Below are 14,844 nucleotides of genomic sequence, written 5' to 3'. Positions count from 1 at the left end.
CCAAAGTAATGACAGAACAACCTAAAAAAGAAGAGCAACCCAAAGCGATGACAGAACAACCTAAAAAAGAAGATCAATCCAAAGCAATGACAGAACAACCTAAAAAAGAAGATCAATCCAAAGCAATGACAGAACAATCTAAGAAAGAAGATCAATCCAAATAATGGTGAAACAGCCTAAAGAGATATAAAACTACAGACTAAATGAAAATGTTATGAATTAAAAACTTAATGGGGCCACTATACATGCCCATCACCTTAAAAATATTAACTCTCCCCAAGAGTACAAAAAGATGATGTATTTTCATATAGGTGATTATGTGTGGAGGTTAAACCCAAAAAACAAATTTCAATAATCTAAAAGCATTACGAGACAAAAATTATATAAATAAGGGGTTCAGCCGCATGCCCATCAACTTAAGAATTTTATAACGCCTCAAAAACAAAAAAATTATATTTTCATCTGAAGATGTAAATTTTCTTGTTTCAGGGTATTTGCTTTTCTTAGCTTGATTGTGATGGGATCTTACCCCTATTAAGTAGACAATAAGAAAAAGACTAATTTATCAGTGTGTTTCGATATTCAATCGGGGCACACTGGTTTGCTTTTTTTGTAAATGTGGAACAAATTTATTACTTAGATTGTCTATTAATTGTAATCCTAAAAATATAGTCGAACAGTATAATGGGGTGATTTTTGCTAAAAGTAATGTGATAAGAACAATATTTGAAGTTAGATTACCTAAAGAAAAGAGTTCAAAAATTTAATAAAAATTTAAAGTTTACCCTACTTTTTATTTTAGTAGTTCCTTCTATCCTATACGTATATATGTACAAATTTCCCACTACACTAGTATAACGGCCTTTATTAACAGTAAAATCTACAATTTACAAGGAGAAGACTTTATGAGTAAGAGAATAAAAGAATTAGATTCTGTACGGGGATTAGCAGCTATTACAGTGGTACTTGGACATTTTTGTTTGATGCTACCATCGTTGCCTAATTCTATTAAATTATCCCCTCTTAGGTTTTTATGGGCTGGCGGGGAAGCTGTAATCATTTTTTATGTACTCAGTGGTTTTGTGCTATCTATGGCACTTTATCATTCAAAAACAAATTATTGGGGATATTTAATTAAGCGATTTGTACGAATCTATATCCCTTATTATTTCTGGATATTCATCACCTTTGCTTTATTTATTTTGTTTTCACCATATGAAGTTACGGGACTACGAGATTGGTTCTATGATAAGTGGCAAGGGCCAATAACAAAATTAGATATTATGAATCACTTTGTACTTCTTAATAACTTTTTTACGGATAATTATAATCCGGTTATCTGGTCATTAGCTCAAGAAATGCGTATATCTATCGTGTTTCCCTTGTTATTCCTTCTGTTTTATAAACAGAGTTGGAAGAAAACGATACTGTTTGCTATGAGCTTTTCTTTAATTAGTATTTTCCTTAATATGTTGCATATTGGGAAAGCTGAGGGGTTTTATAATGGTTATGCCGATACACTGCATTTCACATCTATGTTTATGGTCGGAATGTTACTTTTTAAGCATCAGGAAGAAATTACCCACTTATATAGAAATATGAAAAACTTAAAAAGAAATCTTCTTATCACACTAGGAATCTTTCTATATGTATACTCTACTGGAATTTTGTTGATTTCTCGTAGTGATACTGCTTTCCTATTAAAGGATTGGGGTGTCGTAATTGGCGTTAGTATACTGATTATAATGGCCATGAATAACCTAAAGGTAAAAGCAATTTTAAATAAGAGTGTATTTGTATACTTAGGAGAAATTTCATATAGTATTTATTTATGTCATTTTCCAATCATGATGGTACTCTTTAAAATTTTGTATACAAAGATACCTATCTTTTTCCTTCTTATCTTATGTATTACAATGACAATACTTTGTTCTATAGTATCGTATCATTTAATCGAAAAGAAATGTATCAATTGGGCGAAACAAAGAACAACAAAGTTTCAAAAGAAAGTGTAATATTTTACGGAATCTTATTTGTTTAGTAAATATAAGAATTCCAATTTGTAAATATGGACCCAGTTGTTAGAAAAGTAATCCTAGGCTATGCAAGATTTATCAGTACACTAGTCGAAACTTCGATTCGTAAAATCGCGTTGCATAAAATTTAACTGTATTTGACTCGACTTTTTCTTTGTTAAGAAATCTTGCAACAGAACCGAGAAAATATACATTATTCTAAAGAGGTGCCAAATGAATTTTATTAATAAACAAGAAAAGAAATTTACCAAGCGACAGGTTATATTACTTATATTAATAATAGGCTATTATTCCCTTTTAATAATAGCTACCACATTTGGTCGTTCAGCTGAGAATATCTTTGTAAGAACAATTGATTTCGATGTACTGAGCCAGTATCAACAAGCGTGGAATCAATTTTCATTTAATTCTTTTTTTCATATCATTGTTAATATCGGTATGCTGTTTCCGCTAGGAATTTTATTCCCTTTATTGAGTGAAGTTTTTTTAAAAGCAAAATGGATGTTAATCAGTTCAATTACAACGTCTTTATTTATTGAAACTCTCCAATTTATAACACTTCGTGGAAGTGCGGAACTAGACGATTTACTTCATAATACCATAGGAATGATGCTAGGGTATTGTATAGTAAATATAGGTCTTATTTTTTTCGGAAAAAAGGAATCACACAAAAAAATAGTCAAATATTTAATGTTACCCACTGCAGTAAGCTTCGTCGCGCTTGGAATAATTATTTCGTATCAAATGAAGGTATTTGGTAATATGCCATTTGATCCCTATGGAAAAACAGATATGTCTCATATCACTATAAGAACATCACTGGAGTTAAGTAAAGAAGGTAAAAAAATGCCTGTTTATGATTCCGAAGGTCAAAAGGTGCGAGACGTCGAAATTATTTCTCCAAAAGAAGCATTTCAAAAACTGAAACAAGGAGACATTTATCCTATGGGACCTTTTGGGGCGGGTGAAGAATTTGAAGGTGAGACATTAGTCATTACAGAATGTAATTTAGAGTACGCCAATGATACAAAAGGTTTTTCTCAACCTGTATATATTTTTCGCGTACAGTTAAAAGATAATGACGTAGTACTTATGACTCCACCTATTTCCGCAAAAAAATAATAGGAGGCGTTTAAGTGAACTTATCTCAAGAAAAAAACCTAAAATTAATGATGCATACTATTACTTTAGTATCTTTCATCATTCTCACTTTTTTTAGCATTACAATTTTTTATGTATCGTTCATTTTTTATTTCGTATTCAAATCAAAAGAACTTCGCATAATATCTATTGAAACAGCTGTTTATCAGCTATTCACTTGGATTATTGTATTGATTTGGAATACTTTTGTAATGAGGATTTTAATGTTTTCTATGTTCCATTTCGATATGAATGCAAGTAATATGTCAATGATATTGTGGACAGCCCCATTATATATAATCCTAACTATTTTATTAGTTTTCGGGCCCCTTAAAGGAATTTTATATGTATTACAAGGAAAAGATTTTTATTATCCGATTATCTCCAAATGGATTAGCAAGTAAAAAATAAATAAAGAAGAATCCAGAAAATTATGGATTCTTTTTTATTTTGTATTTATTGTCTGCTTATGAAATATAAACTCATATTTTATGTTTATATGCTAGTTGTATTTATAATTTCATTATATATCTATAAAAACAGCAAAAGGTCATGGTGTGGAAATGAAATCCAGTCTATGACCCATTTTCACACGTATCTCGGCTGAACCCCTATTTAACATCTATATCAATATTGAGAAATTTATTACAAAATTAGCTATAAATGATTCGAAATCCCAAAGTAAACTTTTAGCCAAAAGTTTACTTTCATTTCCCCTTAAACATTGACTTTTATCCGATTTCATTGATATTATAAAAAAAGACAAAAAAGTATACATTCAAATCATTGAAAATAGAGGGATTGAAAAACAGATGGATAAAAAGCAACATTTAATTGATGTACAACCAATTCGAAGCAAAGAACAGCTCGAAGACATGAAATGGTCTCTTAAACGTCATTGTTCAGATCGTGATTACATTTTATTTCTAATTGGTATTAATACGGGGTTACGTGTAAGTGATTTACTTAAAATGGAAACGAGTGAAGTTTTAAAACTGAAGCGAAAAAAACGGAAAGAATTTAAAGTGAAAGAAGGAAAGACAAAAAAGGAGCGTATCATAAATATTACATCCATTTTTGAGGAAGTATTGCCATACGCTGAAGATCTAAAAAGTACCTGGTTATTTCCTTCTCGAAAAGGGGATAAACCCATTAGTAAAATTCAAGCCTATCGACAGTTACAAAAAGCCGGAGATTTTGCCGGTGTAGAATCCATTGGTACTCACACCATGCGCAAAACCTTCGGCTATTGGTTCTATAAACAAACAAAGGATATTGCTATGTTACAAGAAATATTGAATCATAGTACACCACAAATTACACTAAGATACATTGGAATTAATAAAGAAGAAAAAGATAATGTACTTGATACATTCCGAATCTAATTTTAATTAGATTCTTTTTTTATTTGTAAATTTGAGCAAAGTTTAACCATGAATCCTCCTTTGTATTCAGTATATTTCGCTATGAATATATTTAAATCCTATGTGAAACATAATGAATAAAAATTTCGTTCTGGAGGTGCTACAAATTGTTAGCTTGATGGGCATGTGGCGGGCCCCCATTTTCAGCTTGTTTTAATTACTTTCTTACTAGATAACCACTCATTTGCTCATGTATTGGCGGAAAAACTTTATTTGTTCATTGTTGAGTATTGTTGCTTCGTCTTTTCTTAAGTCAAGGTGGAATACATGACCGCTCGCTTTGTCATTATGACCATATTCTTTGTAAATATAATGAAGTCCTGCGGATTCTAATTTACTAAGGAAAACAGGTTGAATCCCAACCAATCCATCATTAACACTGCAAGTCACAAAAGACGGAGGAAAAGATGACGTAATGTTTGACTGAAAATCCATTTCCTTTTCATATTTATGAATTTCTTTTCCAAGGTAGTCCTTCATCAAATCATTTAAAAGATTCTTATACCATTTTTTCGTTTCTTTGTTTTTTATTCTATCGAGAGGATCATACATTCCGTGGTTTAATCCCATTGCTTTTATTCTTATATCAGGCATTTTGAAGTCAAACAGTTTTGCATACTTTAAATTAGTTATAATTGCTGCATACTGACTTGCAATCTGTGCTCCCGCTGAATCACCTACAATGAACAAATTATTTAAGTCCATATGAAACTTTGTTGAATTATTCTTCACCCAATGAAAAACTGAATTTACATCTTCCAGAGCCGCTGGAAATTTATACTTTGGTGCAAGACGGTAGTTGAAGTTTACTACCGTAAACCCGTACTGGGCTAAATTCATGCAGTAAAATTGATAAGCTTCCTTGTTCCCGTACACCCAGCCACCACCATGAATCGATATAATTACTGGCAAAGGTTTTTCCGTATCCTTTGGATAATACACGTCAAGCAAATGGTCTTCACTTTTATCCCCGTAGTAATCAAGGTTGTCAAACCTTTCGATATTTTCTGGAGTAGTTAACCCTTTATCTCTTTTAGCATCCCCCTTTTTAAATAACACATTTAATAAAACTGATGTTAATGACATTTCTTCACACCTCTTTTTGTAAAATGAGAATTAGTTAACAGATTATTTTGTTTTGGGATTATATTTCTATAGAAGAAATAATTTATTCTTGTTCTATTAATCTGCCCCTTTAATGGAATAAGCAGTGATTATTCTTTCTATATAATGAAGCTCTAGATACATTTGTAATTTCACAAATTTGATTTAAAGTCATATTTCCTTCTTTGTATAGCTTTACTGCATAATTCATTCCTGTGTGATTTTTAAGATATTTCTTTAACCCAGCTTTAAATTCCTCTTCTTTCTTAGCCAACTCAATCCCTTCACGTTGTCGCATACGAATAAGATCTCGCTCTAATTGGTTAACACCAGCTATTACTGTAATTTATTAGGCGAATACTATTTTAATGCGGAGAAAATGGTCTCATTAGATTCGTTAAGACCACTAAAACTTTCTTAACGTTGTAAAAAACGGGTGCATCGTCAGGAAAATGTGCTTAGCGTTGTAAATCCGCATTTTCCTGATGCTATCCCAATCATTAAAATACTCTTCATAATCCTCTTTACTAAGTGTTGTCCATATATTGCGTAATGGAAGCTCTTTAGACTTTTGCAACCACTGACCAAAATCTTCAATATCATAAGCATATCGTTTAATTGTGGAAGGTTTTCTTCCTTTATATAATAAGGGGTCACCATACATGCCCATCAACTTTTTTGTTTTGGGGTGTTATAAAATTCTTAAGTTGATGGGCATGGGTCACCATATCAAAAAAAGAAAATTGTACGTTTAGACATAATTTGGACACAATTTAGTCAATTCCCTGTTCCTTTAGATAGGGAGCTTAAAAGTAAATTCCTTATAAAAAAAGCAGTTAACAAAAGTTAACTGCTTTTTTTACTTACTATTTATTGAAAAGGTTTCAACCTACAGTTACTACTAAGAATGCATCTTAGAGATAGTATGTATACCAAGTTTTAAATTGTATTTTAAAATCCAATTTATGGATATATTTTTATCTCATAATATAAATAATACACCTTATGTAATATAGGATTTCATATATTTATTATACATGTAATCTTTATGTAATGTAAATATTCTAATAGAATTTGTCGAAAAACATCCAAATCTATTGTCATAATTTCTCCCAAATTAGAAATAATGATTTACTTTGTTTCTTCTTTTTTTTACATTCAATTTTGTAAGATTTATAAAAATCATGACGAGGTGAATGTATGGAAAAGAAGAAAGGTAAGAAACGCTGGTATAGGTATTTAATACAGCTAATGGTAGTTGCATTAATGCTTACTTCTATACCGATGAATGGATTGGCAGAAACGGCACCACCGTTTACGCCGTCTCCAAATTCAGAACAAAGTCCACAAGTGGAGAAGAAGGAGGAGAAAGAATTACCTGCCCCACACCCGGATCAGGTAAAGAAGAAGTTACAAGCACAAACTAAGCCCACTGAGGTTGTAGAAGAACGAACAGAAACAGAAAAAGTCTTCGACAACCAAGATGGTAGCTTTACAAAAAAGGTGTATACAGAAGCGATACATACAGAAAAAAATGGGAAGTTAGAAGAGGTTTCCTCTACCTTAGTAGAAGCACCAGATAAGAAAATTGTGACGGAAAACACAAAATTAAAACCAGAGTTTAAAAAGACAGTAACAGATGGAAAGTATGTTCAGTTTAAAACAGATGACCATGCTATTCAATATGAGTTAATTGGGGCAAGCGGTGAAAAAGGTGAGATAAAACCATCAACAGTAACTGCAACACATGAAGATAACACAGTATGGTATAAAGGGATATTCCCTCATATTGATTTAAAGAGTACAACGTTTAATGAAAATGTAAAAGAAGATTTTGTACTACGTGAATATACAGGACATCATATCTTTACATTTGCATTACAAACTGATTTAACACCCAATGTAAAAGAAGATGGTTCCATTGATTTTCTGAATGGAAAACAAGAAAATATCTTTACTTTACCGAAGCCATATATGACTGATTCACAAGTGAATCAACAATCCGGAGAAGCGGTCACTTCACAGGATGTTCGTTATGACATCCAAAAGGCAGATGAAAAAACATATACATTAACGGTTACGGCAGATCCGAAATGGTTACAAGCACCAGAACGTAAGTATCCGGTATACATCGATCCTTCTATTAATATAGAGGATTTCGAAAACGCTTACGCTTCCAGTGCGTATCCAAATGTGAATTATTCAGGCGGAAATCTCTGGGATGGTGGTCAGAATGCCTATACATTAAAAGTAGGATATTATGACGGGGTATCTGGGACCAACTATGCTTTTATTAAACCACAAATCTCCGATTTAAAAGGGGCACAAATCCAAAGTGCAACATTCCATGCGTATGCAGTATGGCATTATTATGGAAATCAGCCAAATGGTGTTTGGTTAGATGAAGTAACAGATGGTTGGAATGTTGGAGGAGTTAATTGGAATAACAAGCCTGGCTCTAATAATATTGCACATGCAGATGTAGGACGTGGACAATGGGCGCGTTTTAATGTAACAAATACAGTAAAAGCATGGGTAGAAGGAGCAAGACCAAACAATGGATTTAAGTTACATACAAATGGAAATGGACAAAACCATTGGAAGAAGTTTATTGCGGCGGAAAATGGATCCAATGCACCTTATTTAGAAGTAAACTATTCGTATGCAAAACCTAATAAGCCGAGAGTACAGGCGTATTCTAATGGAAGCAGCAGTAGCTCCGGTCACTTTAATCTACAGTGGGATGCAGTCCCAGGAGCAACTGGGTACAAGGTTGCTATTTTTAACGGATATGATTATGAATATATACCGGTTGGAAATGTGACAAGTTGGACAACTAAGGATAAAAAGATATTCCCAACACAACAGGAAATTGCACAAGGACATTTTGAATTTCATGAAGATGGAAAAGGCGGAGAAGCGCCAGTTAACCCAGGGCCGATGTATAAAAATGCTCATTTAGCGGGTAGCCCATATGGAGATTATAGTGGGAGACGTGGATATTGGATTCGTGTTGTCGCAGAGTATCCATTTGGGGATAGTCCGCTTTCAGATGAAGTCGTGCCAATGATCCCTTTAGAACAAGTGAAAAAGCCAGATGGGTCGGCCTATATCAATGCAACAGATCGAACAACTGGATATGTCACATTAAAGTGGGATGCAGTTCCAGAAGCAGAAGGTTATAAAGTTTGGATATATAACGGAAAAGATTATGAGGCTTTTGATGTAGGAAATAAGACAAACTGGACAACGCAAAATGAAAAAATTTGGCCAACAAAAGATGAAATTGCGAAAGGTCAATATGTACTTCACCATGATAAAAAAGGAACAGAATTATTACTAGACCCATCTCCTGTCTATCGTAATTCTGGAGGTATTTATGGTGGTTCGAAAAATTATTGGTTCCGTGTAACGGCATATAGTAAAGCGGGCCATCCTGAAAGTGAAATTTCTCATGAGTTTACACCAAAATTCTCTGAAGACTTTGCGTTTATGGGAATGTTTGATTATTGGGCATCTATTGATGTGTTAAATGGAAAAGTGAATGCATTTAACGGAAACTTCTTAATGGAAGAAAAGGATATTACGTTATCAGGGCGTGGTCCCGATGTATCCGTAGAAAGAACGTATAATAGCCAATTAGGACATATAGGATTGTTTGGTAAAGGCTGGTATAGTAGTTTAGAAGAAAAAATTTGGCCAGATGCAGAAGGAAATTTACTATTGCATACTGCAAATGGTGCAGCGATTACCTTTACTAGAACTGGTGAAAAGACGTACCAAGCACCAGCTGGTGTATATTTAGAAATAAAGGAAGTACCAGGTGGTTATGAAGTAAAGGATAGCGATCAAACAGTTACTTTCTATCATTATACAGATTTACGAGGAATCGGGTATGTAAAAGATAAATACGGAAATACAACAACTTATGAATATGATAATGAGTTCCGTTTATCAAAAATAAAAAATGCCTCAGGGAAAGAATTAATACTGAAATATGATGAACAGTATAAGAAAGTATCAAGCATAATCGGTCCAGATAACAAGACGATTACATTTAAGTATGATGGTGATTTACTCGTTTCTTCTACAACTCCAGAAGGAAAAGTATATAAATACGGATATGATAATGGGGTACTAACATCTATCTATGACCCGCAACATACAGATGCAAAACCATATAAAACATCGTATGCATATGAAAATGATAGATTAGTAAAAGTAACAGATCCTTTAGGAAAGACAACGACATTAGCGTACAATACAGGTGCGAAAGAAGTTACGTTAACGAATCCAAAAGGGCGTAAGACTGCTTATACGTATAACGATGCTGGAAATCCAGTGAAAACGGTTGAAGATGTTGGACGTCTGAATCTAACAACGACGTCTGAATATAATGCAAATAATCTAGTAAAAACAACAACTCCTAAAAATCAAACAGAAACAGCGACCTATGATGGTAATGGGAATGTAACTTCTGTTACTGATGAAATGGGAACTGAAAAGTTTGAGTACAATAAAGATAATGGGATTGTTAAAGCAACAGATAATGAGAATCGTGAAACAACAGTTGCTTATAAGGCTGCAAATACAGAAGTGTCTGAAACGAACCAGGCAGCGAATACATCATCTTTCATACAATATGATCAATTTGGAAATCCAATTGAAACAACTAGGGAGTTAGGGACAGGTGAAAACCTAATTCAAAATCCAAGTTTTGAGATGGATGATACCCAGAGATGGGGTGAAGAAAAGGGCAATAGCCAAGGAGCATTGAGAAAAGATACAATTTTTGCGCCGGGTGGATTGGGCGGATCTTCATCTTTACGAATGATAGTACAGGCACAAAATACTGGCTGGGGATACCATAGTGCGATTCAGGATGTTGTGGTAGAGCCAAATACAACGTATACATTAAGCGGGATGATGAAAACATCATTAAACCACGCAGGTGCATTTTTTAATGTTCAGTTGTTAAAAGAAGATGGAACCCCTCTTGATAGTGGAAATAACTGGTTTGACACACGTCATAATAGAATAGAGGGCGAGAAAGATTGGACAAATCGCCAAGTAACCTTTAAGACAACAGATCAAACAAAAAAAGTTAAAATCTATTTACAAGTTGATTATAATCGAGCGGATTCAAGTGGTTCGGCATGGTTTGATAAGATTCAATTGGAAAGAGGAGAAGTGTCTTCCAGCTTTAACCCGATTGAAAATAGTAGTGTAGAGAATATGACGGAGAAAGGTTGTATTCCAGGATGGATTCGAGGTAATGGATCAAGTTGTGATCCGAAAGACACTTCCCATGAGGAAAGCTTTACAGGAGATTCGTCTATTGTATTAGAGCGTAGCCAATATGGCGGTTCAGATGTAGGCTATGGCGCGCATATACATTTAAACCAACAAAAAGCAGAAACAATTACATTAACAGGGATGTCTAAATCTCAGAATGTAGAAAATACTGCACCAGATAAGCTCTCACGAGATTACTCTATTTGGGCAGATGTGTATTATCAAGATGGTAGTGGTACGAATTATCAGGCAAAATTCCCAAGTGGAACAAATGATTGGAATCGTAGTGCTGTTGTCATTCCTGCTACTAAACCAATTAAGCGTATGGAAGTCTACCTTCTATTTAGAAGAGAGAATAAAGGAAAAGTTTGGTTTGATAATATTCGTTTACTAGAAGGAAACGCTCTTATTAAAAACGAGTACGACAACGATGGCAATGTTGTTGCCGCGTATGATGAAGAAGGACAGAAGAATACATTCACATACGATGCATCAGGAAATAAAAAGAGCGAAACCGATGAAAAAGGAAATACAAAACTATATGATTACAACAAAGATAATCTATTAACGAAGGTTACCTTGAAAAATGGTACTTCTGTAAATTATCGTTATGATCATAATGGAAACACAACAGAAAAATCTGTCATGTTTGGTGGGAAAACACAAACACACAAATATGAATATGATGTAGATAATAAAAATACAGTGTATATCGATGCGTTAAACCGTCGTATTGAACATACGTATGATGAAAATGCAAATAAGATTAATACAAAAATGCCAAATGGCTCGATTTTAGAATCTGTATATGATACAGCAGATCGCGTCGTTGGTGAAAAGCGCAACGGAAAAGATTCATTTACATTCGAACGTGATCAAAATGGACAAGTTACGAAAGTAAAAGACCACGTCAATGGCGTAGAACGCACGAAAACATACGACAAGGCAGACCGCGTTACAAGTGCAACGGATAGCCGAGGCGGAAAAATTGATTGGGCATATCATGACAAAGCAAACAGTAAGACAGAAAAATTAAAAGAACAAACAGTAACGCAAGGTGGATACACAAATAAAGTATCGTATGACTACAACACGTTAGATCAAAACATTCGTGTGACGGATGGTTCGCAAACGTATCGATTTGATTATGATGATCAAGGAAATGTTCGTACGTACACAGCTGGAAATGGTTCAGGTTCTACCTTCAACTATGACCATGCGAACAAAATTAAAGATTTAGTAGTCGGTACGTCAAACAGTATTCTACTTTCTGAACGATATGAATATGACCAATCGGGTAACCGTACGAAAATTAAACATGAAGGTGCGGGCGGAAAAGTAACAGAAACAAACTTTGTATATGACCCGATTAACCAATTATTAAATGAAGCACTACCAAACGGAACAAGTAAATCCTACACATATGATGGATTTGGAAACCGTACGAGTGTGAAAGTTATAGAGAATGGAAAAGAAACAAAATCTATAGCAGCAACATTCAATGAAGGAAATCAACTTGTAAAATTCGGAAATGAATCATTAACATATGATGCGAATGGCAATCGTACATCAGATGGAAAGTACAAGTATACATGGAATGAAGATGACCAACTTGTATCTATTACAAAACAAGGTGAGAGCAATGCATTTGCGACTTATAAATATGACGAGGATAATCGTCGTATTGAAAAGAGTGTAAATGGTCAAGTAACACGTTATTTCTATGATGGAGACAGCATTAATCCGTTATATGAGACGGATGGTAGTGGAAATGTTCTTCGTCAATATGTATACTCAACAAGTGGTACGCGCTTAGCGATGAAATCAAAAGGACAAACGCTATACTATCACTACAACCCTCGTGGTGATGTCGTTGCGATGACAAACCAGGATAAAGAAGTTGTAGCAACATATGAGTACGATTCGTGGGGTAACGTATTAAAGAGCGACGCAAAAGGTATCGCAGCAGATAATCCATTTGGATATGCGGGATACATGTATGATAAAGAGATTGGTATGTATTACTTGATTGCGAGATACTATAATCCGGAGCATGGTGTGTTCTTGTCGGTGGATCCGGATCCGGGTGATGAAGATGATCCGGTTACAATGAATGGGTATACTTATGCGGATAATAACCCAGTGATGAATGTAGATCCAGATGGACACAAAGCGTGGAAGAGTAAAGGGAAAAAGATTTGGTATGCAACGAAAGCAGGGGCAAAAGCAGGAGCAAAGGCTGTTTATGACAGTTATAGTAGTATTGGGAAAGCCTTATCTTTATCAGTTGGGTTCTCTATTGGATATTCTAAAGGGAAATTTGAATATAAAAAAAAGAATACACCGGCTTATAATAAAGCGTATGTAAATAAGGCTGCTAGGAAAGCTGGAATGAAAGTAGGGTTCAAAGCCCTAGGGGGTGTTGGATTAATAGAAGATGCTTATACTTTTGGATCAGCTGCATATAAGGGGTATAAAAAAGCTTATAAAAATTATGATAAAAATAATAAAAAATCTAGAAAGCGATCTAGGTGAGGTAAATGATAGAATATATATCAATAATAAATTTTAATGTTGCGGACAAGCTATTTTCAATGATTTCGAAATATCCAATACGCATAATTTTAATATGTGTAGGATTGTTTTTTGTTTTGAAATGTATAAAACAAAAATTTTTGTTGTCAGCAGGAGTTATGGTGATTGCACTTGCATTACTTATTGTTGTTACGTTTACAGACGTGTTAACATTGGCTCTAAAAGATATTCCTATTACAATACAATATATGAGTATTGTGGTATTTACGATTTTGTATTGTGTTATATTTGATTATGAATCCTCTCGTAATTAAATGTTGTAGGAAGTAAAATGCTATGTTTTCATGGGGCTACTATAAAGAGACAATAAAGTTATTTAATTTTTAAACTTAAAACAAGCACAACCCCGTTCTAAATTTAGGACGGGGTTAAAATATAGTTGTTTAATTTTCGATATAAGATACTTAACTGTACTTAAAATATAACAAGACGTTTAAAAATCTAAGGTTCATTCAACAATAGCCCTCGATTATGGAATAATGATTTAACTTAGTTACCATCATATTAATCCCTGAAAATCCACCGTCTATTGAATGATCAAAATCTCTTATTGCGATATTAGATATTTTTCTTTGAATAGGGGACTTAATTCACTCCAACCATCAAATTTATTACTATCATTTATATATACAAAAGATTGGATGAATCGATGTGCTTCGAAATCTATGCATAGTTATATTAATTGAAAAATGGTACTTCTGTAAATTATCGTTATGATCATAATGGAAATACAACAGAGAAATCTGTCATGTTTGGTGGGAAAACACAAACACACAAATATGAATATGATGTAGATAATAAAAATACAGTGTATATTGATGCGTTGAACCGTCGTATTGAACATACGTACGATGAAAATGCAAACAAGATTAAAAGGGGTACCGCCCACATTTTAACGAAAATATACGCTAAGCAAATTTCAGCATAAATGAAGCCGATTTTTCTACTCTAAGAAATTTTCGGCTCTAATTCGTTATAAGTTAGTTGCTACTTTGTTTTCTTCATATTCCTTCACTATTTTATAAAAAGTATTTTTCTTCAGTTCTAATAGCTCCATAAACTTAATTCCTGTTATTTCACTATTTTTCCACTTTGGATAAGTTTCTTCTATTATAAGTAATTGCTTTGTGCTTAATGTTGAAAGGTTAAGTTGAGGACGTCCTAAGTGCTTTCCTTGAGATTTAGCTACCGCAATCCCTTCCGCTTGTCGCTGATGAATTTTTTTACGCTCTTGATCCGCAACGTAGGAT

7 protein-coding genes and 4 pseudogenes are annotated in these 14,844 nt (G+C 33.8%); 7 read left to right on the top strand and 4 right to left on the bottom strand.

The annotated features are described in order from the left end of the window. The first annotated feature begins 905 nt into the window (after nt 1-905). The 4 genes from ILT06_RS31640 (at nt 906) to ILT06_RS31630 (ending at nt 4,561) form a co-directional block, all read left to right on the top strand. Nucleotides 906-2,015 (top strand): acyltransferase family protein, encoded by a 1,110-nt coding sequence (locus ILT06_RS31640; protein WP_222655961.1) that lies wholly within the window; start codon nt 906-908, stop codon nt 2,013-2,015. 234 nt (nt 2,016-2,249) lie between these two features. Continuing rightward, the gene (locus ILT06_RS31635) at nt 2,250-3,158 is read left to right on the top strand and encodes a VanZ family protein (RefSeq protein ID WP_222655960.1); all 909 of its coding nucleotides are present in this window, start codon (nt 2,250-2,252) and stop codon (nt 3,156-3,158) included. 14 nt (nt 3,159-3,172) lie between these two features. Beyond that, entirely contained in the window at nt 3,173-3,580 is a 408-nt protein-coding gene (locus ILT06_RS32795) for a hypothetical protein (RefSeq protein WP_088064979.1), read from the top strand. 408 nt (nt 3,581-3,988) lie between these two features. Next, nucleotides 3,989-4,561 (top strand): tyrosine-type recombinase/integrase, encoded by a 573-nt coding sequence (locus tag ILT06_RS31630; protein ID WP_222655959.1) that lies wholly within the window; start codon nt 3,989-3,991, stop codon nt 4,559-4,561. A 219-nt stretch (nt 4,562-4,780) separates the two neighbouring features. On the opposite strand, the gene ILT06_RS31625 is transcribed toward ILT06_RS31630, so the two are convergent. From ILT06_RS31625 to ILT06_RS32790, 3 genes and pseudogenes are all read right to left on the bottom strand, one after another. Then, complete coding sequence (locus ILT06_RS31625; protein ID WP_222655958.1) at nt 4,781-5,686, bottom strand: alpha/beta hydrolase; 906 nt, start codon at nt 5,684-5,686, stop codon at nt 4,781-4,783. Nucleotides 5,687-5,795: 109 nt separating this feature from the next. Beyond that, a pseudogene (locus ILT06_RS31620) lies at nt 5,796-6,050 on the bottom strand (helix-turn-helix domain-containing protein); the annotation flags it as partial. 66 nt (nt 6,051-6,116) lie between these two features. Continuing rightward, a pseudogene (locus ILT06_RS32790) lies at nt 6,117-6,374 on the bottom strand (hypothetical protein); the annotation flags it as partial. 530 nt (nt 6,375-6,904) lie between these two features. Here ILT06_RS32790 and ILT06_RS31615 point away from each other — a divergent pair. The 3 genes and pseudogenes from ILT06_RS31615 to ILT06_RS31605 all read left to right on the top strand — a co-directional run. After that, nucleotides 6,905-13,534 carry a DNRLRE domain-containing protein gene (locus tag ILT06_RS31615; RefSeq protein ID WP_222655957.1) on the top strand — a complete coding sequence of 2,210 codons (6,630 nt, stop codon included), beginning with the start codon at nt 6,905-6,907 and terminating at the stop codon, nt 13,532-13,534. A gap of 116 nt (nt 13,535-13,650) precedes the next feature. Continuing rightward, complete coding sequence (locus ILT06_RS31610; protein WP_240441774.1) at nt 13,651-13,848, top strand: hypothetical protein; 198 nt, start codon at nt 13,651-13,653, stop codon at nt 13,846-13,848. A gap of 428 nt (nt 13,849-14,276) precedes the next feature. Then, nucleotides 14,277-14,468 (top strand): annotated as a pseudogene (locus ILT06_RS31605) (hypothetical protein); the annotation flags it as partial. A gap of 99 nt (nt 14,469-14,567) precedes the next feature. Here ILT06_RS31605 and ILT06_RS31600 read toward each other — a convergent pair. Beyond that, nucleotides 14,568-14,844, bottom strand: a pseudogene (locus ILT06_RS31600) (recombinase family protein); the annotation flags it as partial.

The organism is Bacillus sp. 17RED48 (assembly GCF_019837545.1).
Taxonomy (GTDB): domain Bacteria; phylum Bacillota; class Bacilli; order Bacillales; family Bacillaceae_G; genus Bacillus_A; species Bacillus_A wiedmannii.
This window is presented reverse-complemented; position numbering and strand designations above follow the sequence as displayed.

What these genes read in the sequence shown, in the direction of transcription:
- ILT06_RS31615 (WP_222655957.1), top strand. Translation starts at nt 6,905, where the DNA reads ATGGAAAAGAAGAAAGGTAAGAAACGCTGGTATAGGTATTTAATACAG.
- ILT06_RS31630 (WP_222655959.1), top strand. Translation starts at nt 3,989, where the DNA reads ATGGATAAAAAGCAACATTTAATTGATGTACAACCAATTCGAAGCAAA.
- ILT06_RS31625 (WP_222655958.1), bottom strand. Translation starts at nt 5,686, where the DNA reads ATGTCATTAACATCAGTTTTATTAAATGTGTTATTTAAAAAGGGGGAT.
- ILT06_RS31635 (WP_222655960.1), top strand. Translation starts at nt 2,250, where the DNA reads ATGAATTTTATTAATAAACAAGAAAAGAAATTTACCAAGCGACAGGTT.
- ILT06_RS31640 (WP_222655961.1), top strand. Translation starts at nt 906, where the DNA reads ATGAGTAAGAGAATAAAAGAATTAGATTCTGTACGGGGATTAGCAGCT.